The sequence below is a fragment of the Pseudomonas simiae genome, from assembly GCF_900111895.1.
GTDB classification, from domain to species: Bacteria; Pseudomonadota; Gammaproteobacteria; order Pseudomonadales; family Pseudomonadaceae; genus Aquipseudomonas; species Aquipseudomonas simiae.
In genome coordinates this window covers 310,871-335,096 of record NZ_FOKB01000004.1, presented here as the reverse complement: position 1 = coordinate 335,096, position 24,226 = coordinate 310,871, and the positions used below count along the sequence as shown (strand labels likewise).

Sequence of the window (24,226 nt, the reverse complement as noted above, 5' to 3'; positions counted from 1 at the left end):
TTTCTGGAGTAATTAACGTGGCAACAGCGTCTTCTGTGATTGAAATCCCTGTATCGGCCGATCAGGTCTGGCAATTGATCGGCGGCTTCAACAGCCTGCCGGACTGGTTGCCGTTTATCGTCAAAAGCGAGGCCCTTGATGGCGGTCGCGTGCGTCATCTGCAAACCGCCGATGGCGGGGTGGTGGTGGAGCGTTTGCAGAGCTTTGATAACGTCGGCCGTACTTACAGCTACACCATTGAACAGTCGCCATTTCCGGTGAGTGCATACCTGGCAACGGTGCAGGTCGAGGCGTTGGGTGAAGCGTCGGCGAAAGTGACCTGGTCCGGTGTGTTCACGCCGGCGGCAGGCACCACGGATGCGGCGGCGGAAGAGTTGTTTGCGGGTGTTTACAGCGGTGGGCTGGAGGCGTTGCGGGCCAATTTCCCAGGCTGACCCGCGTCCCCTGTAGGAGCCGGCAAGCCGGCTCCTACAGGGTGTTGTGATGCATGCGTTATTCGGGCATGAGTTGTTGGCGGCACTCCAGAACCAGGCGTGCACCGCCTCGCTCACTCGTACCCACTTCGAGCCTGAACCCATGCAGGTTGATGATCGCCGCCACAATCGACAAGCCCAATCCAAAGCCGCCTTGCTGGTCGCTCTCATCCACGCGATAGAAGCGCTGGAACACCGCGTCACGTTCTGCTGCGGGTATGCCGGGGCCGGAGTCGTGCACTTCAAGGCGCGTGCTGCCGGCGTCGTTGACCCCACGCAGAATCACCTCGCCGCCCGGTGGGGAGAACTTGATCGAGTTGCTCAGCAGGTTGGCGAGGGCTTCGAACAGCAATGCGCGGTCGCCGGTGATCCATGGCAGGGACTCTGGCGTTTCGAGCCGCAATTGCAGTTCGCCTTCTTCGGCCAGGGGCAGGTAGAAGTCGTGCAACTCGCGCAACAGTGGCAGCGGATCCATGACCAAAAAGCCTGAGCGACGCTGGTGGTCTTCCAGTTCGGAGATACGCAACAGCCCTCGAAAGCGCGCCATCAGGGTGTCGGTTTCGGCAATCGCGTCATCCAGTTTCACCGCGTAGTCCGACTCCGCCTCGGCCTCCTGCTTGATGCGGTACAGCTGCGCACGCAGGCGCGTGAGCGGGGTGCGCAGGTCGTGGGCGATGTTGTCGCACACGCCCTTGACCTCGTTCATCAGCTTCTCGATGCGATCAAGCATGGCGTTGACGATGGCCGCGAGCATGTCCAGTTCGTCGCGCCGATTCGACAGCGGCAGACGGTGGGTCAGGTCGCCGGCGACGATGGCTTCGGCGCTGGCCTGGATCCCGCGAATCCGCCGCAACGGGCGACGACGCAACAAATGCCAGCCCGCAGCGCCAGGGATAATCGTCAGGGAAAGCGCCCACAGCAGGGCATGCCAGATGATACGGGTCACGCCGAACAGCGAGCCGTTGGCGCGTACCAGTACCAGCCAGCGGCCGTCATCGGTATGGGTGGCGACGGCGTCGCAGCTGTCCTTGGGCAACTTGGGGTCGTCGGAGTCGACGCAGTTGGTCAGGGCGTGGATCTTGCCGTCCAGGGGCAAGTCGGGCGGCACCGCGCGGATCGGTCCATTGAGAGGGCGGAACTGCTCATCGAACAAGCCGTAGGCGTCCACGCCCTTCATGTCGAAGGTCATGCTGGTGGTCAGGGCTTCCACCAGTTCCTCGCCGTCAAAGCGCTGGAACAGGTGCTGGCGCTGCATCAGCGAATGGCGCGACAGGTCGCCCAGATAGCCCGACACCTCGTAGTACAGCACCCCCATGAGGATGCAGCTCCAGGCCACGAACAACGAACTGTACAGCGCCAGCAAGCGGCTGCTGGAAGAGCGCCAGCCCTTAGAGGGGTTCAGCAATGACATAACCGGAACCTCGTACCGTGCGGATCAGCGGCGTGAGGCCCGGTGGGTCGATCTTCTTGCGCAGACGGCCGATGTGCACGTCGATCAAGTTGGTGCCGGGGTCGAAGTGATAGCCCCAGACTTCCTCGAAAATCATCATCCGCGACAGGATCTGCCCAGTGTTGCGCATCAGGAACTCCAGCAACTTGTATTCGGTGGGCAACAGGCTCAGGGGCTGATCGGCACGACTGGCTTCACGGCTGATCAGGTTCAGCTCCAGGTCGGCCACGCGCAGGGCGGTTTCGAATTCCTGGACGGTGCTTTTGCGCCGCAGCAGCACTTCAACGCGAGCGGCCATTTCATCCGAGGCGAACGGTTTGGTGAGGTAGTCATCACCGCCGGCACGCAGGCCGCGCACACGTTCGTCCACATCGGAGAGGGCGCTGATCATCAGGATCGGCGTCGACACACCGATAGTGCGCAGCGTGGTGACGATGGCCAGGCCATCGAGTTCCGGCAGCATGCGGTCGAGGGTGATCAGGTCGTAGTCGCCACTCACGGCGCGGACCAGGCCTTCGCGGCCGTTGTCTACCCAATCTACATCCAGTCCATGGCTACTCAGCTCGGCGACGATCTCGCGGGCCGTTACGGCGTCATCCTCGATAGTCAAAATACGGGTCATGGTATTACCTGGTGATCGATTCACACGGGAAGACCGCAATCGCCAGCAAGCCGGCGCCTACGGAAGTGCGGGCATTTTGCCAAGAAATCGCTGAACGCTTCCTAAATAAAACTTCATATTGGCAAAACTGACACATCTTTCATGACCGGCTAACGGGAATGCATAACGCCCGCCCGCAACGGCCCTTTCTTGCAAGTTGCATGGTTCGAGTAAGTTCAATTTACTTAACTCCATGATTTGTAACGCTTTTAAATTTTTTGCTGCCTGGCATGGTGCCTGCACTGTCCCTTTTGAGACTTGTAACACTATTTTTCTGCCTTGGAGCACAACAACAATGATCACATCCTCATCCACGCTGCAAGAATCGAGCACGCTCTCCGGGGTTTCCTGGGGGGCGATTTTTGCCGGGGCGGCCGCTGCGGCCGCATTGTCCCTGATCCTCGTGCTGCTGGGCTTCGGCCTGGGCTTTTCGGCGGTGTCGCCGTGGGCTGACAGTGGCATCAGCGCCAAGGGGCTTGGCATTTCCACGATTGTCTGGCTGGCGTTTACCCAGATCGTCGCATCCGGGCTGGGCGGCTATATTGCCGGTCGGTTGCGGGTGAAATGGGCGAATATGCACGGCGATGAGGTGTACTTCCGCGACACGGCCCATGGGTTCCTGGCCTGGGCTGTGGCCACGTTGATTACTGCAGTACTGGTGGTCGGTTCGGTGAGCAGTGTCGTCAGCGGCGGCGTGAAAGCCGGTGCCAGTGTTGCAGCCGGCGCGGCCAGCGGCATTACGCAAGCCGCCGGCAGTGCCGCCAAAGGTGTCAATGGCGGCGACTTCGACTACTACGTCGACAGCCTGTTCCGCGACGACCGCCCGGTAGCCGTCAGCGATGACGCCGCCCACGGCGTGGTTGCCCGCATCTTCACCCGCACCCTGAGCAATGACGGCCAATTGGCCGCTGAAGACCGTGCCTACCTGGCCCAGTTGATCAGCCAGCGCACCAACCTCAGCCAGGCGGATGCCGAAGCGCGTATCGACAAGGTCTATGGCGATGCCCGCAAAGCAGTGGAAGACGCCAAGCTCAAAGCCAAACAAGCCGCTGACACCGCCGCCAAGGTCGCTGCCTACACGTCGCTGTGGACCTTTGTTGCTCTGTTGATCGGCGCGTTCTTCGCCAGTTTCGCAGCCACCTTTGGCGGTCGCCGTCGCGATGCCGTGGTGTATGTGGAAACCGAACACTTCGTCCGTTAATTCATTCAAGGCCCGTTCTTTCAAGGAGAGCATCATGCGTTCACTACTGCTTTGGTTCCTCGGTGTGCCTATTCCTGTGATCATCCTGATCGCGATCTTCATGCACTGATTACCGTTTCATCCAAGCCGCGCCTGAGTAACAGGCGCGGCTTTTTGCTGCAAGGCCAGCCAGCTGGTCACCAGTAACACACTCGCGACCGATGTCATGATCACCAATGGCGCAGAGGTGCCATCGGACAACAACCCGGTCGCCCAACTGCTCACCGCCGTCAGCAACATCTGGGTGAAAAAGAACAGCCCGGATGCCGTTCCCGCGATTGCGCCATAAGGCTGCAGCACCGACAGCTGACAGGCCGGAATCGTCATACCCACCGATACCATGATCAGTACCATTGGCAACACAATCGCCAGCCATTCCCCTGGCAGTGCCGTTGTGGCCAGTGCAAGAGTGACGCTGCCCAGCAGATTCAGGCCTATCCCCACGGCGATCAAGCGGTCCGGGTCAAAGCGCCTGACCAGGCGCCGGAACAGGTTCGCGCCCAGCATGTAGCCGCTGATCGTGGCGGCGAACACCAGGGCATACGCCGTGGCGGACAGATGGAAGCCGCGTTGCAGCAGCGCCGATGACTCACTGATAAACGGAAAGTAGGTGCTGTACACGCAACCGATGGCCAAGGCGTAACGCAGAAAATAACGATCGCGCAGCAACTGGCCGTAGAGGCGCAGCAGTCCCTGCGGCGGGGCGGCGGCGACTTCCGGCGGGCGGGTTTCGGGCAGGCGGCGATACACCACCCCGCACAGCACAGCTCCGATCCCCCCCAGCAGCACGAACAGCCCGCGCCAGTTGATGAACGGCAGCATCAGGCTGCCCAGTACCGGCGCGGCCATGGGTGAGATGGCCATGGCCATGGAGATCAGGCCGAGCAGGCGTGCCTGTTCGTCGCGGTCGAAGTAGTCACGCACCATCACGCGGCCGATCACGGTGGTGCAGCAGCCGCCCAAGGCCTGGAACAGGCGCGCGATGATCAACACGGCGAGGTTGTCCGCCAGGGCGCACGCTGCCGTGGCGAGGACATACAGGAACAACCCGACCAGCAATACCGGACGGCGGCCGAAGCGGTCGGTGAGTGGCCCACTGACCAGCAGCGAAATCGCCGAGCCGAGGGCGTACAGCGTGAGGGTCAGTTGCAACTGGCTGTCGCTGGTGTGGAAATAGTCAGCCATGGCGGGTAGGGCCGGCAGGTGCATGTCCAGGGTGACGCGTGGCAAGGCGATGAGCGCGGTCAGCAGCATCAGCCAGAACCCAGTGGAGAGGGCGCGTTGAGTCATGGGGCGTCTCGAAGCAAGGAGTAGAGCCCGGACTCTAGCTGTATTGTGGTTTAATCCTGAGGACCACTTATGCCTTGTTTGATAGGACCACTATGAGCCGAGGAAAAACCGCATCCGTGCTCGACCTGCCGCGTCCCGACACGCTGGGCGCGGGCAAGCAGCAGGGCGCCTACGAAGCCTTGCGCGGGGCGATCCTCAACCGGCAATTGCCGGCGGGCAGCCGCTTGCCCTCCACGCGCAGCCTGGCCGAGCGCTGGTGGGTGTCACGTGGCACGCTGGAAGCCGTGTTCGACCGCCTGCACAGCGAAGGCTACGTAAAACGCGTCGCCGGGTCTGGCACGCGGGTGTGTGCGGTAATCCCGGAGCAGTTCATCGCCGCGCCGTTGGCCAAGGACATACCTCGTCGCCCTGCGGAGCCTGATCCGCCGGATGTCGGTGTGCAGAGCCATGTGCCCTTTGTCGCACGCCGCCCGGATGCCAGTCTGTTTGACCTGAAGACCTGGGCCCGCTGCATCTCCCGTGGGTTGCTGGCAGCAGGGCCGGGCGTGCTGGAAGCATCGCACCCGGCCGGCCTGCCTGAATTGCGCGCACAGATCGCCGACTACCTGCGCAGCTATCGCGGCCTGCACTGCGAGGCCGATGAAGTGATCGTCACCACCGGCATCCGTCATGCCCTCGACTTGATTGCGCGCAGTGTGCTCAAGACGGGCGAGACGGCCTGTGTCGAAGACCCCGGCTACCTGCCGGCGCGGCGTCTGTTCGCCCTGGCAGGCGCCAATGTGCAGGGTATTCCCGTCACTGCCGAGGGCCTCGACACTGGCCAACTCCCTGAGAGGGCGCGCTTGGCCTATGTCACACCGGCGCACCAGGCGCCGCTGGGCATGACCCTGTCGGTATCCCGTCGCCTGGCGTTGCTGGACTGGGCCGCTCGCGCCGACGCCTGGGTGGTCGAAGACGATTACGACAGCGAGTACAACTACAACACCGCGCCGCTGGCGGCGCTCAAATCCCTGGACTCGGCCGACCGCGTGATCTATTGCGGCAGCTTCAACAAGAACCTGTTCCCCGGCTTGCGCGTAGGCTTCATGGTGGTGCCCAAGGTGTTGCGCCGCGGACTGTTGCGCACCTTGCAACTCACCGGGCATTCGGTGGGGGCCACTGATCAATTGGGGCTGGTGGAGTTCTTGCGCAGCGGCGCCTTCGTACGTCATTTGCGTGCCTCGCGCCAGGCGTACCAGGCCCGACGCGATACGTTGCTGGAGTGCCTGGGCGGGCATTGCGCGGTCAGCGGCCAGCAGGCCGGATTGCATTTTGTGATGTGGCTGCCGGCGGGTGTCGAAGAGGTCGATTTCTGCAACCGCGCTGCTGAAGCAGGCTTGACGCTGCAGCCGCTTGGCAAGTTCTGTCACGGGGTGACCTTGCCGCCGGCGGTGATCATTGGCTACACCGCGCTAACCCTGGCGCAGATCCGCTACCACGGCCGCGCGTTGGCGCAGTTGTGGTAGGCGTCGTCAGTCGTCGAACCCGACTTGCTCGTGAATCTCATCCACCTTCAACTCCAACCGGTACGCCACCGCAATAAACAACGCCTGGCACAGGCACAGGGTGGCGCTCAACGAGCGGAAGGCAAACGACGAACCTTCATTCACCAACAGCACCGCGTTCGCCCGCTTGGCCAGGGGCGACAGGTTGCTGTCGGTGATGATCAGGGTCTTGGCCTGATGATGCTGGGCGATGCGCAGGCAATGCTGCGTCTCTTTGCCGTAGGGCGTGAAGCTGATGGCGATCACCAGGTCATTGGCGCGCACGCTGCGCATCTGTTCGCGGTAGCTGCCGCCCAGGCCTGAGATCAGATGGATGCGTTTGTTGGTGTGCTGCAGGTTGTAGACCAGGTAGTCCGCCACCGCGAAGGAGCGGCGCACGCCGACCACGTAGATATTGTCGGCATTCACCACCAGGTCCACGGCTTTGTCGAAAGCGACATCATCCAACTCCAGCCCCAGGCGCTCGATGCCGGACAGGGTCGCGTTGACGCACTCGCGCGCCAGGTCGCCGCCGCTGGCTTTCTGCGACTTGTTGGCGATCATGCTGCGGATGCGCTGCTGATAGTTCTGCACCGGCGTGGTCTTGTGGGTGTAGGCCTCGCGGAACAGCGCCTGCATCTCACTGAACCCACTGAACCCGAAGCGCTGCGAGAAGCGCACGATGGCCGACGGGTGCACTTCGCACTCGCGGGCGATGTCGCTGATGCGGTCGACCATGATCCGGTCGCTCTGCTGGCTCATGTAGCTGGCGATACGCTTGAGTTGGCGCGGCAGGCTCTCGTATTCGTCGGTGATAAGTTGCAACAGGCGCTCTGCATTGATCGGAGGGCTGGCGATGATGTCTTCCAGGGTGGTCTCGGGATCGGTGCGGGACATGGGTAATCCTTCTGGCGTTTTTGTCTGTTGCGCTGATGGGTAGCGCAAGTCTACAGGGTAGGCGCAAAAAAATACCTTGGCATCACGGCCGGCGTGTCCTGCTGAAACGATGCACTGTGGTGGAAGCGCCCCTGTACGAGCTTAATGGAAAAAATATTCCAATGAAAAAATATCTGGAATAAATATTGATTGGCGTCGCCGGACGTTCTAGTCTGCTCCCACCAAGAGCGTTTGCCGTCGCCACGTCGGTACAACGCAGGCTGATAAAAATAACAGGAGCCAGCATGGGCCAGACTCGTTTTGCCAGTGGGCGTCAATTGGATCTGATTTGCCTCGGGCGCCTGGGCGTCGACCTTTATGCGCAGCAAGTGGGTGCGCGGCTTGAGGACGTGTCCAGCTTTGCCAAGTACCTCGGCGGTTCCTCCGCCAACATCGCGTTCGGCACCGCCAGGCTGGGCCTCAGGTCGGCGATGTTGAGCCGGGTCGGCGATGACCATATGGGGCGCTTCCTGGTGGAGTCCCTGGCCCGCGAAGGCTGTGATGTCAGCGGCATCAAGGTCGATCCGGAACGCCTCACCGCGCTGGTCCTGCTTGGTCTCAAGGACCGCGAAACCTTTCCCCTGGTGTTCTACCGCGAAAACTGCGCCGACATGGCCCTGCGCGCCGAAGACATCAGCGAAGCCTTTATCGCCTCCAGCAAGGCGTTGTTGATCACCGGCACGCATTTCTCCACCGACGGCGTGTACAAGGCCAGCATCCAGGCGCTGGATTACGCGGCCAAGCACAACGTCCAGCGCGTGCTGGATATCGACTACCGCCCGGTGCTGTGGGGCCTGGCGGGCAAGGCCGATGGTGAAACCCGTTTTGTCGCCGACCAGAATGTCAGCCAGCATGTACAGAAGATCCTGCCGCGCTTTGATCTGATCGTCGGCACTGAAGAAGAATTCCTCATCGCGGGGGGCAGTGAAGACTTGCTCACTGCGCTGCGCAAGGTGCGCGAACTGACCCCGGCGACCCTGGTGGTCAAGCTCGGCCCGCAGGGTTGCACAGTGATCCACGGCGCCATCCCCGCACGTCTTGAAGACGGCGCCATCTACCCCGGTGTGCGTGTGGAAGTGCTCAATGTGCTCGGTGCCGGCGATGCGTTCATGTCGGGCTTCCTTAGCGGCTGGATCAACGATGCGAGTGACGAGCGTTGCAGCCAGTTGGCCAATGCCTGTGGCGGCCTGGTCGTCTCACGCCACGCCTGCGCCCCGGCCATGCCCACGCCGGCGGAGCTGGAATACCTGTTCAACAGCCCGGTACCGATTACCCGACCGGACCAGGACCTGACCCTGCAACGTCTGCACCGTGTGACGGTGCCGCGCAAGGCCTGGAAACAACTGTTCGTGTTTGCCTTCGATCATCGCTGGCAGCTGGTGGACCTGGCGCAGAAAGGCGGCCAGGACCTGGCGCGCATCAGTGACGCCAAGCAACTGTTCATCCAGGCCATCGAACGCGTGGAGAAAAAACTCGCAGAGCAAGGCGTCGAGGCCGACGTCGGCCTGCTCGCTGACCAGCGCTTCGGCCAGGATGCGCTCAACGCCGCCAGCGGTCGCGGCTGGTGGATTGCGCGTCCGGTGGAAGTGCAGAACTCGCGTCCCCTGGCGTTCGAACACGGACGCTCGGTGGGCAGCAACCTGATTGCCTGGCCCCAGGAGCAGATCATCAAGTGCCTGGTGCAATTCCATCCCGACGACGAGCCGCTGCTGCGCCTGGAACAGGAAGCGCAACTCAAGGCGGTGTACGAAGCGTCGATTGTCAGCGGCCATGAACTGCTGCTGGAAGTCATCCCGCCCAAGGATCACCCGTCGACTTACCCCGACGTGCTCTACCGCAGTCTCAAGCGTCTGTACAACCTGGGTATCTACCCGGCGTGGTGGAAGATCGAGGCGCAGTCGGCCGAGGACTGGAAGAAGCTCGACGAACTGATCCAGGAGCGCGACCCGTACTGCCGTGGCGTGGTGCTGCTGGGCCTGAATGCGTCGGCCGAGTTTCTCGCCGACGGCTTCCAGCAGGCCAGCCAGAGCACGACCTGCCGAGGGTTTGCCGTTGGCCGCACGATCTTCCAGGAGCCGAGCCGGGCGTGGATGGCGGGGGAGATTGATGATGAAGTTTTGATTCAGCAAGTCCAGGCCACCTTTGAACAACTCATAAACGCCTGGCGCAGTGCCCGAAATTAAACACGGTCAAATGTGGGAGCGGGCTTGCTCGCGAACGCGGTGGGTCAGTTAAAGAATTGCGATCTGATAGACCGCATTCGCGAGCAAGCCCGCTCCCACATAACGCAAATCTCACCAGGCTCAAGTCAGATAAAAACAAAAGGTGCAGCCATGCCCGCAATCCGAATTGGCATCAACCCGATCTCCTGGAGCAACGATGACCTCCCCGCCCTGGGCGGCGAAACGCCTCTGAGCACCGCCCTGAGCGAAGGCAAGGACATCGGCTACGAAGGCTTCGAACTCAACGGTAAATTCCCCAAGGACGCCAAGGGCGTCGGCGATGTGTTGCGCCCTTATGACCTGGCGCTGGTCTCCGGCTGGTACTCCAGCCGCCTGGCCCGGCGCTCGGTGGCTGAAGAAATCGAGGCCATCGTCGGGCATGTCGAGTTGCTGAAACGCAATGGCGCTACGGTGCTGGTGTACGGCGAGGTGGCCGATTCAATCCAGGGCTCGCGCATCCGCCTGATCGAACGCCCGCGCTTTCACAGCGAACAAGCCTGGCAGGACTACGCCGACAAACTCACCGAACTGGCGCGTTTCACCCTGTCCCAAGGCGTGCGCCTGGCGTACCACCACCATATGGGCGCTTATGTTGAATCTCCGGAAGACATTGACCAACTGATGCGCCGTACCGGCCCGGAAGTCGGCCTGCTGTTCGATTCGGGCCACTGCTACATGGGCGGCGGCGAGCCCATTGAGGTGCTGCGCAAACACATCGACCGCGTCTGCCACGTGCATTTCAAGGACGTGCGCAAGGCGGTGGTGCAACTGGCGCGCAACCAGATGTGGAGCTTCCCCGACTGCATCGTCAACGGCACCTTCACCGTGCCCGGCGATGGCGATATCGACTTCGCCGAATTGCTCGATGTGCTGCTGGCCGCCCAATACGAAGGTTGGCTGGTGGTGGAAGCCGAACAGGACCCGGCGGTCGCACCCAGCTATATCTATGCAAAAAAAGGCTATGACACCTTGCGTGCGCTTCTCAACGAGAGGACTTGAGTGATGAGTTTGTTGGTCAAAAGCAGCAAACGCGGCCAGACCATGGTCGCCCTGGAAGCCGGACGCCTGGAGTATGTGGGCTTTTGCGCGTACCGCCTGAGCCTGGGGGAAACCCTGCCGGTCAGTGCCGGTGATAAAGAACTGTGCCTGGTGCTGCTCAGCGGCCGGGTGAACATCGAAGGCGAAGGCTTCAACTGGCAGAACCTGGGCGATCGACAATCGGTGTTTGAAGACAAATCCCCGTTCGCCGCCTACCTGCCGCCGGGCACTGATGCCCTGGTCACCGCGTTGAGCGACGTACAGATTGCCGTATGCGCCGCACCGGGCACCGTGGGCTACGAGCCGCGTCTGATCCGCCCGGAAAATTGCAAGCGCAGCGTACGCGGCAAGGGCGCCAACACCCGCTACGTCTGCGACATCCTGCCCGACAGCGAGCCGGCCCATTCCCTGCTGGTGGTGGAAGTACGTACGCCGTCCGGGCATTCGTCGAGTTACCCGCCGCACAAGCACGACACCGATGACCTGCCGCACCAGAGCTTCCTGGAAGAAACCTACTACCACCAGATCAACCCGCCCCAGGGCTTCGTGTTCCAGCGCGTTTACACCGACGACCGCAGCATCGACCAGGCCATGGCCGTGGAAAACAGCGACCTGGTGGTGGTGCCCAAGGGGTATCACCCGGTTAGCGTGCCCTATGGCTACGAGTCTTATTACCTGAACGTGATGGCCGGCCCCAAGCGCGCCTGGCATTTCCATAACGACCCGCAGCACAGTTGGCTGCTGGACCTTTAATCAGCGGTTTGGACGGAGAACAACAAGAATGAAGTCGCCTCTACGTTTCGCCCTTAACCGTATGGTCGCGCCCAACCTGTCCCTGCCGGATTTCATCCAACTGGCCGTGGCCTTGAAATGCGATGCCATCGAGATTCGCAACGACCTCAAGGATCGTCAGATCGAATACGGCACCCCGGCCAGCCGCGTGCGTGAATTGTGTGCGGCCCAGGGCATCACGGTGCTGTCGATCAACGCGCTGTACCCCTTCGATGTGTGGAATGACGAGCGCCGCGCCCAGGCGATAGCGCTCGCCACGTATGCTCGCGAATGCGGTGCGCAGGGCTTGGTGATGTGTCCGTTCAATGAACCCGGCGACACCCGCAACGAAGCCCAGCGTGCCGCCGGTTTGCGCACTGCGTTGAGCGAGCTGGCGCCGATCCTGCGCGAGTACGGGATTCTCGGGTTTATCGAGCCCCTGGGCTTCGAAGAATGCGCCATGCGCCGTAAGCGCGTGGCGGTGAACGCGATCCAGTCCATCGGCGGCCTGGATGTGTTTCGCCTGGTGCACGACACCTTCCATCATCACCTGGCCGGCGAACATGAGTTTTTTCCGGAGTTGACCGGGCTGGTGCATATCTCCGGTGTGGAAGATGCCGAGGCGCCGCTCCAATCGATTCGCGACGGTCACCGGGTGCTGGTGGGCGAGGGCGATATCCTCGGCAACGCCGCGCAGATCGACACCTTGCTCAGCAGCGGTTACAGCGGCTACCTGTCGTTCGAACCGTTTGCGACAAGCGTGCACGAGCTGGCGGATATCCAGCAAGCGTTGGGCGCGAGCATTGCCCATCTGAACAAATCCCGGAACTGACAGCGGATAACTTGTGGGAGCGGGCGAGCTCGCGAAGGCGGTGTGTCAGTCACCGGATTGACTTACTGACCCATCGCTTTCGCGAGCAAGCCCGCTCCCACATGGGATCACTGTTGATCGACAGATTTGCATTCATACAAGGTGCGAACATGACCACAACAAGATTGACCATGGCCCAGGCCCTGGTGAAGTTCCTGGATAACCAATACATCGAAGTCGACGGCGTACAAAGCAAGTTCGTCGCCGGCGTGTTCACCATTTTCGGCCACGGCAATGTGCTGGGCCTGGGCCAGGCCCTTGAACAGGACGCCGGCGACCTGGTGGTGCACCAGGGCCGCAACGAGCAGGGCATGGCGCATGCCGCGATTGGTTTCGCCAAGCAGCACCTGCGCCGCAAGATCTACGCCTGCACCGCCTCCGTCGGCCCGGGTGCTGCGAATATGCTTACCGCGGCGGCGACCGCCACCGCCAACCGTATCCCGTTGCTGTTGCTGCCCGGCGATGTCTACGCCAGCCGCCAGCCCGACCCGGTGTTGCAGCAGATCGAGCAGTTCCACGACTTGAGCATCAGCACCAACGATGCGTTCCGTTCCGTCAGCAAGTACTGGGACCGCATCAACCGGCCTGAGCAGCTGATGACGGCGGCGATTCACGCCATGCGCGTGCTCACCGATCCTGCCGAAACCGGCGCGGTGACCCTGGCGCTGCCCCAGGATGTGCAGGGCGAGGCTTGGGATTACCCGGACTACTTCCTGCAAAAACGTGTGCACCGTATCGACCGCCGCCCGGCTACCGCCGCGATGATCGGCGATGCGTTGGCGGCGTTCCGGGGCAAGCGCAAGCCGCTGATCATCTGCGGTGGCGGCGTGAAGTACTCCGGCGCCAATGCCGCGCTGCAAGCCTTTGCCGAACGGTTTGATATTCCTTTCGCGGAAACCCAGGCGGGCAAGAGCGCCGTGGTTTCCAGTCATCCGCTGAACGTCGGCGGGATTGGTGAAACCGGCTGCCTGGCGGCGAATCTGCTGGCGCCCGAAGCGGACCTGATCATTGGTATCGGCACGCGCTACACCGACTTCACCACCTCGTCAAAATCGCTGTTCAAGCATGCCGAGGTGAAGTTTCTCAACCTCAATATCAGCCCCTGCGATGCCCTGAAACTCGACGGCGTACAGGTGTTGGCCGACGCGCACGTCGCCCTCAAAGCGCTGGCCGATGCCCTGGGCGATTACCGTTCCGGCTGGGGCGGGCAGATCGCTGAGGCCAAGGCGCAGTTGGAGGCTGAAGTGGACCGCGTGCATCAGGTGGAGTATGCCGGCGACGGTTTCGTGCCTGAGGTCGACGACCACTTGGACCGCGCGGTGCTGCGTGAATTTATCGAGCTGACCGGCTCGTGTCTGACCCAAAGCCGCGTGCTGGGTGTATTGAATGAGGCCCTGGCCGACGACGCGATCATCGTCGCCGCCGCCGGCAGCCTGCCCGGCGATTTGCAGCGTGCCTGGCGCAGCAAGGGCGTCAACACCTACCACGTCGAGTACGGCTATTCGTGCATGGGGTACGAGATCAACGCGGCCCTGGGCGTGAAACTCGCGGAGCCGACCAAAGAGGTCTACGCCTTGGTCGGCGATGGGTCCTACATGATGCTGCACTCGGAACTGGCGACCTCGATCCAGGAGCGGCGCAAGATCAACGTGGTGCTGCTCGACAATATGGCGTTCGGCTGCATCAACAACCTGCAGATCGGCAACGGTATGGACAGCTTCGGCACCGAATTCCGCTACCGCAACCCCGAGAGCGGCAAGCTTGACGGTGGCCTTGTACCGGTGGATTTCGCCATGAGCGCAGCGGCCTATGGCTGCAAGACCTACAAGGTCAGCAGCGTGGAACAGCTCGAAGCGGCACTGGCCGATGCACGTAAGCAGACGGTTTCCACGCTGATCGATATCAAGGTGCTGCCCAAGACCATGATCCACGGCTACCTGTCGTGGTGGCGGGTGGGCGTGGCGCAGGTCTCCACCAGCGAACGCACGAATGCCGCCGCGAAAAAACTCAATGAACACCTGGCGAAGGCCCGGCAGTACTAATAACAAGAGGAGTGTTTGTATGTCTTTGAAACTGGGTGTGATCGGTACAGGCGCTATCGGCCGGGACCATATCCGTCGCTGCAGTCAGACCTTGCTCAACAGCCAAGTGGTGGCGGTGACTGACATCAACCTGGAGCAAGCCGCCAAGGTGGTGGCTGACTTGAACATCAGCGCCGAGGTGTACGCCGACGGCCATGCGCTGATCCATTCACCCGAGGTCGAAGCGGTCCTCGTCACCTCCTGGGGCCCGAGCCACGAAGAATTCGTGCTGGCCGCCATCGCCGCCGGCAAACCGGTGTTCTGCGAAAAACCCTTGGCGGTCACCGCCGAAGGCTGCCGCAAGATCGTCGATGCCGAAGTAGCTTTCGGCAAACGCCTGGTGCAGGTCGGCTTCATGCGCCCTTACGATGAAGGCTATCGCGCCCTCAAAGCCGTGATCGACAGCGGCCAGATCGGCGAGCCGCTGATGCTGCACTGCGCGCATCGCAACCCGACGGTGGGCGAGAACTACAAGACCGACATGGCGATCACCGACACCCTGATCCACGAACTGGATGTGCTGCGGTGGTTGCTCAACGATGACTACGTCTCGGTGCAAGTGGTGTTTCCGCGCAAATCCAGCAAGGCGCTCGCCCATCTGCGCGACCCGCAGATCGTGCTGTTGGAGACCGCCAAAGGCACGCGCATTGATGTGGAAGTGTTCGTGAACTGCCAGTACGGCTATGACATCCAGTGCGAAGTGGTGGGGGAGACCGGCATCGCCAAGCTGCCGGAGCCGTCCCAGGTGCAACTGCGCAGCGGCGCGAAGCTGTCCAACGCAATCCTGATGGATTGGAAAGATCGGTTTATCGGCGCATACGACGTGGAGTTGCAGGCGTTCATCGACAGCGTGCGTGCGGGACAGGTCGGTGGACCGTCGGCGTGGGATGGCTTTGCGGCGGCGGTGGCGGCGGATGCGTGTATTGAGGCGCAGAACAGTGAGCAGATTGTGAAAGTGAGCTTGCCGGACCGCCCACACTTCTACGGCTGACCGCGATCCCACAGATGGAAAGCAGTCAGTGTGGGAGCGGGCTTGCTCGCGAATGCGATGTGTCAGTTAAAGAATGTGTATCTGACACACCGCATTCGCGAGCAAGCCCGCTCCCACATTTTGATTGGGTTTCCCCTTCATTAAGGAGTCTATGCATGCGCATCGGTCTAGTCGGCTACGGCCACGGAGGGCGCTTTTTTCATGCGCCGCTGATTGCAACCCTGCCAGGTGCGACGTTTGTCGGCGTGGTGACTCGCTCACCTGAACGCCGCCAGCAACTGGCAACCGACCACCCCAGTGTCAGAGCTTTTGACAACATCGGCCAGATCGTTGAAGTCGGCGTCGACGCTCTGGTCGTCTCCACCACCCTCAAAGGCCGCCCAGCCCTGGTGCTGGAAGCCATCGAACACGGCGTTGCCGTCGTCAGCGACAAACCCTTCGCCGCCAACGCTGAACAGGCCCAGGCGCTGATCACCGCCGCCGAGCGCCAGGGCACGCTGCTCAGCGTGTACCAGAACCGACGCTGGGACTCGGACTACCTGACCCTGCGCAAGCTCATTGATGCCGGCGCCCTGGGCAAGATCACCCGCTTTGAATCCCGTGTGGAGCGCTACAGCCCGCAAGCCGTGGGCAACGCCAGCGGTGGCGGCTGGCTGCGCGACCTGGGCAGCCATTTGGTCGACCAGGCGTCGCAACTGTTTGGCCCGGTTGATCGTGTATTCGCCCAACTGCACTACACCGTCGAACACCCCACGGTAGATCACGGCTTCTTTGTCTCGCTGACCCATGCCAACGGCGTGATCTCCCACCTGTGGGGCAGCGCGTTGCAAAACAGCCAGGCGCCGCGCTTTCGGGTCAGTGGCAGCGCAGGCTGTTACACCGTCGAAGGCCTCGACGGCCAGGAAGAAGCCTTGATGGCCGGCAAGTCGCCGAAAACCGAAGGCGAGCATTGGGGCGCCGAAGAGCATCGACGTTGGGGATGGTTCGAACAAGGCCCGGAGCGCGAGCGGGTACCGTCGGAGAAGGGCTGCTGGACGCAGTTCTATCGACAGTTGCAACTGGCCGTACACGGGCAGGGACCGCTGCCGGTGGATGCCTATGACGCTCTGGAAACCACCCGTATATTGGACGCCGCACGCCTGAGCGCCGAGCGCCAGCAGGTGGTTTCAACAAAAATAGAATAAAATTCTAAAACAGGTTGATATGGAAATTATTTTCCAATAAAGTCTTTTCCAGGTTGCATAAAGTACGTTCGGCTTGATCCGCGCGACTCAACAAAAACAAGATCAAAACAACCAGGTACCGTCAGATGAAAATCTTCAACGCTGTACTGCGAGTTTTACGCCCCGCTCTTGCGCCACGCGGTCTGCCCCGCGCCCGGCCGTTCTACTTCTCCTTCCTTAATGTGCTGTGCGTCGAAAACAAAGGTGCGCTGGTGTGCTGTATTCCGGGTGCCCCCGTCGTCCGGCTGCCTGCAGAGCTCTGATAAACGCAACGTCCAAAAAACCAACAAGAAAGTGGAGACAGACCGTTCATGAAGACCCCGATCCGTTTTACCGCGCTGGCCCTGTCCATGCTGCTCGCCAGCGGTGTTGCCTCTGCCGCCGATCTGAAGATAGGCGTGAGCATGTCCGCCTTTGATGACACCTTTCTCACCTACCTGCGCGAAGACATGGACAAGCAAGCCAAGTCCTATCCCAAGGGTGATGGCGTGCAATTGCAGTTCGAAGACGCCCGTGCCGACGTGGTCAAGCAACTGAGCCAGGTCGAGAACTTTATCAGCCAGAAAGTCGACGCGATCATCGTCAACCCGGTGGATACCGCGTCGACGGCCAATATCATCAAGGCCGCCACCGCTGCGAAAATTCCGCTGGTGTTCGTCAACCGTCGTCCTGACAGCCCAACATTGGCCCCCGGTGTTGCGGCGGTGACGTCCGATGACGTCGAGGCCGGGAAGCTGCAGATGCAGTACATCGCCGAAAAGCTCGGCGGCAAAGGCAATATCGTGATTCTGCTGGGTGACCTGGCGAACAACTCCACCACCAACCGTACCAAAGGTGTGAAGGAGGTCCTGACCAAGTACCCAGGCATCAAGATCGAGCAGGAACAGACCGGTATCTGGCTGCGTGACAGGGGCATGACCCTGGTCAACGACTGGCTGACCCAGGGCCGTGACTTCCAGGCGGTGCTGTCGAACAACGATGAGATGGCGATCGGTGCCGCCATGGCCCTGAAATCGGCGGGCAAGAAAGGCGTGTTGATCGCCGGTGTCGACGGCACGCCGGATGGCCTGAATGCGATCACCAAGGGTGACATGACGGTGTCGGCCTTCCAGGATGCAAAGGGCCAGGCCGACAAGTCGGTGGAGACGGCGCGCAAGATGGCCAAGAACGAGCCTATCGAGCAGAACGTGGTGATCCCGTTCCAACTGATCACCCCGGACAACGTCAAAGACTTCAAGTAGCCCCTGGATAACAACAATAAGCCGGCAGGGCGGTTTCGGTCGCCCTGCAGATGGAGTACCTCCTTATGCTCGCTCAAGCGACTGTCTCGCAGCCTCCCAGTCTTCAGCCTCAGACGCTGGAAGAACCCTACCTGCTGGAAATCGTCAACATCAGCAAAGGCTTTCCCGGCGTCGTGGCCCTGGCCGACGTGCAACTGCGGGTGCGCCCTGGCACCGTGCTGGCGCTGATGGGCGAGAACGGTGCGGGCAAGTCGACGTTGATGAAAATCATCGCCGGCATCTACCAGCCCGACGCCGGGGAAATCCGCCTGCGTGGCAAGCCGATCGTGTTTGAAACGCCCCTGGCGGCCCAGAAGGCCGGGATCGCGATGATCCACCAGGAACTCAACCTGATGCCGCACATGAGCATCGCCGAGAATATCTGGATCGGCCGCGAGCAGCTCAACAGCCTGCACATGGTCAACCACCGCGAAATGCACCGCTGCACCGCCGAACTGCTGGCGCGCCTGCGTATCAACCTGGACCCCGAGGAACAGGTGGGCAACCTGAGCATCGCCGAGCGGCAGATGGTCGAGATTGCCAAGGCCGTGTCCTACGACTCCGACATCCTGATCATGGATGAACCGACATCGGCCATTACCGAGAAGGAAGTGGCCCACCTGTTTTCGATCATTGCCGACCTCAAGTCCCAGGGCAAAGGCATCGTTTACATCACCCATAAAATGAACGAAGTGTTCGCCATCGCCGATGAAGTGGCGGTGTTCCGTGACGGGCACTACATCGGCCTGCAACGCGCCGACAGCATGAACAGCGACAGTCTGATTTCGATGATGGTCGGTCGTGAGCTGAGCCAGTTGTTCCCGCTACGCGAGACGCCCATCGGCGACCTGTTGCTGACGGTGCGCGACCTGACGCTGGACGGCGTATTCAAGGATGTGTCGTTCGACCTGCACGCCGGTGAAATCCTCGGTATTGCCGGCTTGATGGGCTCGGGCCGTACCAATGTGGCGGAAACCATTTTTGGTATCACCCCCAGCAGCAGCGGCCAGATCACCCTGGATGGCAAGGCGGTGCGCATTAGCGACCCGCACATGGCCATCGAGAAAGGCTTTGCGCTGTTGACCGAGGACCGCAAGCTCAGCGGCCTGTTCCCCTGCCTGTCGGTGCTGGAAAACATGGAAATGGCGGTATTGCCGCACTACACCGGCAACGGCTTTATCCAGCAGAAAGCCCTGCGTGCGCTGTGCGAAGACATGTGCAAGAAGCTGCGGGTGAAAACCCCGTCCCTTGAGCAGTGCATCGACACCTTGTCCGGCGGCAACCAGCAGAAGGCTTTGCTGGCGCGCTGGCTGATGACCAACCCGCGTCTGCTGATCCTCGATGAACCCACCCGTGGCATCGACGTGGGCGCCAAGGCCGAGATCTACCGATTGATCGCTTTCCTCGCCAGCGAAGGCATGGCCGTGATCATGATTTCCTCCGAATTGCCCGAAGTGCTGGGCATGAGCGATCGGGTCATGGTGATGCACGAAGGCGAGTTGATGGGCACCTTGGACCGCAGCGAAGCGACCCAGGAAAAAGTCATGCAGTTGGCCTCCGGGATGACGGCAGTCCACTGACGTACAGAATAAGAAGGTGAAGGGCTATGAACGCAATAACAGATAACAAACCCGCGACGGTACCCACCAAGAGTCGTCGACGCCTGCCCACCGAGCTGAGCATCTTCCTGGTGCTGATCGGCATCGGCCTGGTCTTCGAGCTGTTCGGCTGGATCGTGCGTGACCAGAGCTTCCTGATGAACTCCCAGCGCCTGGTGCTGATGATCCTGCAAGTGTCGATCATCGGCCTGCTGGCGATCGGCGTGACTCAAGTCATCATCACCACGGGTATTGATCTGTCCTCCGGCTCGGTGTTGGCGCTGTCGGCGATGATCGCGGCGAGTTTGGCACAGACTTCCGACTTTTCCCGTGCGGTGTTCCCGAGCCTGACCGACTTGCCGGTGTGGATCCCCGTAGCGATGGGGCTGGGTGTGGGACTGCTGGCGGGTGCGATCAACGGCAGCATCATCGCCGTCACCGGTATTCCGCCGTTCATTGCCACCCTCGGCATGATGGTCTCGGCCCGTGGCCTGGCGCGTTACTACACTGAAGGCCAGCCGGTGAGCATGCTTTCGGACTCGTACACGGCCATCGGCCATGGCGCGATGCCGGTGATCATCTTCCTGGTGGTGGCGGTGATCTTCCATATTGCGCTGCGTTACACCAAGTACGGCAAGTACACCTATGCGATTGGCGGCAACATGCAGGCCGCGCGTACCTCGGGGATCAACGTCAAGCGCCACCTGATCATCGTGTACAGCATCGCCGGTCTCCTGGCTGGTCTGGCGGGTGTGGTGGCCTCGGCACGTGCCGCGACCGGCCAGGCCGGCATGGGCATGTCTTATGAGCTGGATGCGATTGCTGCGGCAGTGATCGGCGGTACCAGCCTGGCGGGCGGGGTAGGGCGCATCACCGGCACCGTGATTGGCGCGCTGATCCTTGGGGTGATGGCCAGCGGGTTTACCTTTGTCGGCGTGGACGCGTACATCCAGGACATCATCAAGGGCCTGATCATTGTGGTGGCGGTGGTGATCGACCAATACCGCAACAAGCGCAAACTCAAACGCTGACTGAATTTCCTGTCTGACGCGAGACAAGGTGTGGGAGCGGGCTTGCTCGCGAATGCGGTGTATCAGTACCGGATGTGCTGACTGATACTCAGCATTCGCGAGCAAACCCGCTCCCACATGGGATCCCCCGTCGGTCAGTTCTAACCGTTTGTCTTCTATATAGCTCCACAACACTGAATTTCTTGCTATAAACGCACTCCGATGACCATTCGCCGAGCCCGTCCTGGTGCTTTTGGGGGTTATCTCGGAAAAATTGCCTGTCTTTTCAGTTGCTGCGCCCTCAAGTCGGCCTTAGACTGCCGCCCCTCGTAAATTGAGTGCCGGGTGGCGCTTGAAATGGATGGCGCCCTTCCGAGACCTGCAAAGGTCGGCCGGAACGCTCCCTTATTCGCCTTAATGCACGTATTTTTTATAGAGAAATCAATGACAAAGGAAAAGTTGCTGGCCATGCCGGCGGATGACTACATGAATGCCGAACAGCACGCTTTTTTCGAGAAGTTGCTGCAAGACATGAAAGTGGAACACCACGAGCGCATTGAACAGAACCGTATCGCCATTGAAAGCCTGGACACCCCGGCCGACCCGGCCGACGCCGCTTCCGTTGAAGAAGAGCGTACCTGGCTGGTCAACGCCATCGACCGCGACCAGCGCATGCTGCCGCAACTTGAGCGCGCACTGGAGCGTATCAAGGAAGATTCCTTCGGCTGGTGCGATGACAGCGGCGAGCCTATCGGCCTCAAGCGCCTGCTGATCAGCCCGACCACCAAGTACTGCATCGAAGCGCAAGAGCGCCACGAGCAGATCGACAAGCATCAGCGCCAAGCCTGATGCGGTGAAGCGGGGGGCCGTCCTGCGGCTCCCCGGGAAAGACCCGTTACACCCCGTCTATTGATCTGCTGCAAGCTACCCCACTAAAGGCCCATGGATAATGGCCCGATAGTGGCGTTTAATGCAGCGACAATAATGACAAACAGTGGGGTAACGAAGATGGCTGGAGACGGATCTCTGATGGGCGCAGCAGTGTCACCGCAAGCGGTGGCGCGCGGGCTGCCCGGCTGGCTGACGCCACTGTTGCAGAGCGCCGCCCTGGTGTTGGTCCTGCTTGGCTTGGCGCTCGCCAGCCTGCCGCTCTACCTTTGCCTGCCACTGGCCCTGCTGGTGATCTGGCTGCCTCGCCTGAAAAGTCGCGCGCCTGCCAGCGCGCCTTCTGAGGTCGGCGATGGGATGGGCGAGTTGACTCGCGACCTGTCCTACACCACCAGCCATAACGCCCTGTCCGCAGCCGCGGTAGCCTATTCGGTCAAGCAACTGGCGGCTCGCCTGCAGTCGCAATTGGGCGCGGCCAAGCAGATTGTCAGCAGTGCCGAAGTAATGATCGGCACCGAAAAGCTCACCTCTCAACTCAGCCGCGACGCGCTGGGTGCCGCCAGCCAGGCCCATCAACGCAGCACTGAAGGCCGCGAAGTGCTGACCCAATCGATCACCCGCATGCATCAGCTCAGCCAGCGTGCCAACGCCAGTCGTGAGCTGATCGAAGCCTTGAGCCTGCGCAGCGAGGAAATCCAGCGGGTGACCCTGGTGATCCAGTCCATCGCCAGCCAGACCAACCTTTTGGCGCTTAACGCCGCGATCGAAGCGGCGCGGGCCGGTGAGCATGGGCGTGGGTTTGCGGTCGTCGCGGATGAGGTGCGCGGGTTGGCAGGGCGTACGGCTACGGCCACCGATGAAGTCGGCGTGATGGTCGCGGATATCCAGCAACGCACCGTCCAGGTGGTGGAGCAGATTCGTCAGCTCTCGACCGACTTGCAGACTGGCGTTGAACAGGTAGAGCACGCCGGCGAGCAGCTGCAAAACATCGCCAGGTTGTCCGCAGATGTGGAAGGCCAGGTGAATGAGATCGCCCAGGGCACTGACACCAATCGCACCCAGCTCGACAGCTTGTTCCATGCTGTTGAGCAGATGCGCAGCGACCTGGCCGTCAGCGACCAGCAAACCCGTCAGTTGGCCGATGCCGCCGTGCAGATGGAAGGGCAGGCCGAAACCATCAGCGAGCGTCTGGCGGAAGTAGGGCTGGATGATTATCACCAGCGCATCTATGACCTGGCCCGTGAAGGCGCCAGCCAGATTGCCGCGCAGTTCGAAGCCGATGTGCAGCAGAACCGCATCAGCCTGGATGATCTGTTTGACCGCAGCTACACGCTGATTGCCAATACCAGCCCGAGCAAATACCACACCCGGTTCGACGGCTACACCGACCAGGTGTTGCCGGCGATCCAGGAAGCGCTGTTGCCACGGCATGAAGGCTTGGTCTTCGCCATTGCCTGCACGCCGCAGGGCTATGTGCCGACGCACAACAAGGCGTTTTCCCATGCGCTGACCGGCGATGTTCAGGTGGATGCCGTGCAGAACCGCACCAAGCGCAAATTCGAAGACCGCACCGGGATCCGTTGTGGAAGCCACCAGCAGGCAGTCTTGCTGCAAACCTATACCCGCGATACCGGAGAGCTGATGCACGACCTGTCGGTGCCGATCATGGTCAAGGGTCGGCATTGGGGCGGCTTGCGGCTGGGCTATAAGCCCGAAGAGATGAAAGGCGGGCGCTAAGGATTATTGCTGTTTATGCAATGGAGCTATTCCGGGGATAGCTTTTTCCAACGCGAGGAAAACCGTAGCATGGCCAACATTGTTAGCCAGCTAACTAATGCTGCGGAGAAGCTCCATGCAAAACAAAGTCGATGTCGCCGTGATGATTGGCAGTGGCGTACCCCAAACCCTGCGTGCGCTGGGCCAGAAGGCTTGCTGGGTGGTGTTGCTCAACGGTGAGCAGCGCGGCACCGCCTTCGCCAGTCGTGATGAAGCTGAAGAGTGCAGGGCCGCCTGGCAGGCGCTGTTGCGCCTGGAGCAGTCGGACAGCCTGCATTGATTCGGCTTACTGTGATTGATGCAGGCGTTGATTCAGTTCATCCACGGGAATCGCCCATTCAGCGTCGTCGCGCAGCTCTTCCTTTAGAAAGGCAGCTTGCTGATCGGACCAGAACGGTGCATCGATCAGTTTCACGTCCTCAGGCAAAGGGTGCGCGACGATAAAGGCGTCGATGGCTTCCGGGGTTGAGTCCAGGCCCAATTGTTCAAACAGGGTTTCCAGGGTAGGGATTGGCGCGTCCATTTCGTTCTCCATGCAGGGTGGTCGTTATGCATGGGAGGGTTGTGGTGCAGCAGAGTTCTATCGGATTATCAGGAATTGAGTGCCCCGGAATCCACGGCGGCCTTCAGGGCCTTGGCGGATTCTTTTGCGGCGGTGGCCGCCGCGTCGACGGTTTTGAACCAACGGTCTTTTTCCACCTGGTGGGTGGTGACGGTGGTCAGCGGTGGCTTGGCCCGCATGATGATCACTGCTTGGAACTCTCCGTCTACTTCCCTCGCGTCGCCATGGATGAAAAATTCGCCGATATCAAATTCCGTCACGTAGAGCCTTCCCTTGGAGATAACTGCACTGGAGAAACCTGGGCCCGCAGGGCACAAACTTCAGTGGACGGGCCAGTATGGC

Annotated in this window: 24 protein-coding genes; 17 read left to right on the top strand and 7 right to left on the bottom strand. The window is 61.1% G+C overall.

Annotation, left to right across the window (positions count from 1 at the left end):
- Positions 1-17 precede the first annotated feature (17 nt).
- Positions 18-434, top strand: a complete 417-nt coding sequence (locus BMZ57_RS15090) for an SRPBCC family protein (protein ID WP_029529162.1) — start codon at positions 18-20, stop codon at positions 432-434.
- A gap of 58 nt (positions 435-492) precedes the next feature.
- Here BMZ57_RS15090 and BMZ57_RS15085 read toward each other — a convergent pair whose 3' ends face one another.
- Genes BMZ57_RS15085 through BMZ57_RS29205 form a run of 3 tightly spaced genes read right to left on the bottom strand, consistent with a single transcriptional unit; the run spans position 493 to position 2,887 of the window.
- Positions 493-1,884 (bottom strand): sensor histidine kinase, encoded by a 1,392-nt coding sequence (locus tag BMZ57_RS15085; protein WP_010211031.1) that lies wholly within the window; start codon positions 1,882-1,884, stop codon positions 493-495.
- The gene (locus BMZ57_RS15080; RefSeq protein ID WP_010211030.1) at positions 1,862-2,545 is read right to left on the bottom strand and encodes a response regulator transcription factor; all 684 of its coding nucleotides are present in this window, start codon (positions 2,543-2,545) and stop codon (positions 1,862-1,864) included. Before BMZ57_RS15080 ends, BMZ57_RS15085 begins: the two co-directional genes overlap by 23 nt.
- Positions 2,546-2,602: 57 nt before the next feature.
- A complete protein-coding gene (locus BMZ57_RS29205) occupies positions 2,603-2,887 on the bottom strand; it encodes a hypothetical protein (protein WP_139136449.1) in 285 nt (94 codons plus the stop codon).
- On the opposite strand from BMZ57_RS29205, the gene BMZ57_RS15075 reads away from it, so the two are divergent.
- Entirely contained in the window at positions 2,880-3,785 is a 906-nt protein-coding gene (locus BMZ57_RS15075) for a hypothetical protein (RefSeq protein ID WP_010211029.1), read from the top strand. The two genes, BMZ57_RS29205 and BMZ57_RS15075, sit on opposite strands and share 8 nt — an antisense overlap.
- Positions 3,786-3,902: 117 nt before the next feature.
- On the opposite strand, the gene BMZ57_RS15070 is transcribed toward BMZ57_RS15075, so the two are convergent.
- Positions 3,903-5,114: a multidrug effflux MFS transporter gene (locus BMZ57_RS15070; RefSeq protein WP_010211028.1), complete on the bottom strand. Its 1,212-nt coding sequence runs from the start codon at positions 5,112-5,114 to the stop codon at positions 3,903-3,905.
- Positions 5,115-5,206: 92 nt separating this feature from the next.
- Between BMZ57_RS15070 and pdxR the strand changes: the two genes are divergently transcribed.
- Complete coding sequence (pdxR, locus tag BMZ57_RS15065; RefSeq protein ID WP_069672666.1) at positions 5,207-6,619, top strand: MocR-like pyridoxine biosynthesis transcription factor PdxR; 1,413 nt, start codon at positions 5,207-5,209, stop codon at positions 6,617-6,619.
- Positions 6,620-6,625: 6 nt separating this feature from the next.
- Here the strand turns inward: pdxR and BMZ57_RS15060 are convergent, their stop codons facing one another.
- On the bottom strand, positions 6,626-7,534 hold the full coding sequence (locus BMZ57_RS15060) for a MurR/RpiR family transcriptional regulator (RefSeq protein ID WP_069672665.1): 909 nt from the start codon (positions 7,532-7,534) through the stop codon (positions 6,626-6,628).
- A 284-nt stretch (positions 7,535-7,818) separates the two neighbouring features.
- Between BMZ57_RS15060 and BMZ57_RS15055 the strand changes: the two genes are divergently transcribed.
- The 14 genes from BMZ57_RS15055 (at position 7,819) to BMZ57_RS14995 (ending at position 23,602) form a co-directional block, all read left to right on the top strand.
- Positions 7,819-9,756 (top strand): bifunctional 5-dehydro-2-deoxygluconokinase/5-dehydro-2-deoxyphosphogluconate aldolase, encoded by a 1,938-nt coding sequence (locus tag BMZ57_RS15055; protein ID WP_021491725.1) that lies wholly within the window; start codon positions 7,819-7,821, stop codon positions 9,754-9,756.
- A gap of 150 nt (positions 9,757-9,906) precedes the next feature.
- Positions 9,907-10,794, top strand: coding sequence for a myo-inosose-2 dehydratase (gene iolE / locus BMZ57_RS15050; protein ID WP_042572056.1), 888 nt, complete (start codon positions 9,907-9,909; stop codon positions 10,792-10,794).
- 3 nt (positions 10,795-10,797) lie between these two features.
- The gene (iolB, locus tag BMZ57_RS15045) at positions 10,798-11,586 is read left to right on the top strand and encodes a 5-deoxy-glucuronate isomerase (RefSeq protein ID WP_010211023.1); all 789 of its coding nucleotides are present in this window, start codon (positions 10,798-10,800) and stop codon (positions 11,584-11,586) included.
- A gap of 28 nt (positions 11,587-11,614) precedes the next feature.
- The gene (locus tag BMZ57_RS15040) at positions 11,615-12,436 is read left to right on the top strand and encodes a TIM barrel protein (protein WP_021491723.1); all 822 of its coding nucleotides are present in this window, start codon (positions 11,615-11,617) and stop codon (positions 12,434-12,436) included.
- A 149-nt stretch (positions 12,437-12,585) separates the two neighbouring features.
- A complete protein-coding gene (gene iolD / locus BMZ57_RS15035) occupies positions 12,586-14,517 on the top strand; it encodes a 3D-(3,5/4)-trihydroxycyclohexane-1,2-dione acylhydrolase (decyclizing) (protein WP_021491722.1) in 1,932 nt (643 codons plus the stop codon).
- Between the two features lie 19 nt (positions 14,518-14,536).
- Positions 14,537-15,547 (top strand): bifunctional inositol 2-dehydrogenase/D-chiro-inositol 1-dehydrogenase, encoded by a 1,011-nt coding sequence (gene iolG, locus BMZ57_RS15030; protein ID WP_021491721.1) that lies wholly within the window; start codon positions 14,537-14,539, stop codon positions 15,545-15,547.
- Between the two features lie 155 nt (positions 15,548-15,702).
- A complete protein-coding gene (locus tag BMZ57_RS15025; RefSeq protein ID WP_021491720.1) occupies positions 15,703-16,731 on the top strand; it encodes a Gfo/Idh/MocA family protein in 1,029 nt (342 codons plus the stop codon).
- Positions 16,732-16,856: 125 nt separating this feature from the next.
- The gene (locus tag BMZ57_RS29525; RefSeq protein ID WP_167337367.1) at positions 16,857-17,033 is read left to right on the top strand and encodes a hypothetical protein; all 177 of its coding nucleotides are present in this window, start codon (positions 16,857-16,859) and stop codon (positions 17,031-17,033) included.
- Positions 17,034-17,081: 48 nt separating this feature from the next.
- Positions 17,082-18,011 carry a sugar ABC transporter substrate-binding protein gene (locus BMZ57_RS15020; protein ID WP_042572060.1) on the top strand — a complete coding sequence of 310 codons (930 nt, stop codon included), beginning with the start codon at positions 17,082-17,084 and terminating at the stop codon, positions 18,009-18,011.
- Between the two features lie 65 nt (positions 18,012-18,076).
- Positions 18,077-19,630 carry a sugar ABC transporter ATP-binding protein gene (locus BMZ57_RS15015; protein ID WP_010211017.1) on the top strand — a complete coding sequence of 518 codons (1,554 nt, stop codon included), beginning with the start codon at positions 18,077-18,079 and terminating at the stop codon, positions 19,628-19,630.
- Positions 19,631-19,656: 26 nt separating this feature from the next.
- Positions 19,657-20,679, top strand: coding sequence for an ABC transporter permease (locus tag BMZ57_RS15010; RefSeq protein WP_010211015.1), 1,023 nt, complete (start codon positions 19,657-19,659; stop codon positions 20,677-20,679).
- 423 nt (positions 20,680-21,102) lie between these two features.
- Entirely contained in the window at positions 21,103-21,507 is a 405-nt protein-coding gene (locus BMZ57_RS15005; RefSeq protein ID WP_003191666.1) for a TraR/DksA family transcriptional regulator, read from the top strand.
- Positions 21,508-21,600: 93 nt separating this feature from the next.
- On the top strand, positions 21,601-23,283 hold the full coding sequence (locus BMZ57_RS15000) for a methyl-accepting chemotaxis protein (protein ID WP_370737432.1): 1,683 nt from the start codon (positions 21,601-21,603) through the stop codon (positions 23,281-23,283).
- Between the two features lie 115 nt (positions 23,284-23,398).
- Positions 23,399-23,602, top strand: a complete 204-nt coding sequence (locus BMZ57_RS14995) for a hypothetical protein (RefSeq protein WP_010211013.1) — start codon at positions 23,399-23,401, stop codon at positions 23,600-23,602.
- A gap of 6 nt (positions 23,603-23,608) precedes the next feature.
- Here the strand turns inward: BMZ57_RS14995 and BMZ57_RS14990 are convergent, their stop codons facing one another.
- Positions 23,609-23,845: a DUF2789 domain-containing protein gene (locus tag BMZ57_RS14990; RefSeq protein ID WP_010211012.1), complete on the bottom strand. Its 237-nt coding sequence runs from the start codon at positions 23,843-23,845 to the stop codon at positions 23,609-23,611.
- 68 nt (positions 23,846-23,913) lie between these two features.
- Positions 23,914-24,144: a hypothetical protein gene (locus BMZ57_RS14985; protein WP_010211011.1), complete on the bottom strand. Its 231-nt coding sequence runs from the start codon at positions 24,142-24,144 to the stop codon at positions 23,914-23,916.
- Positions 24,145-24,226: the final 82 nt, after the last annotated feature.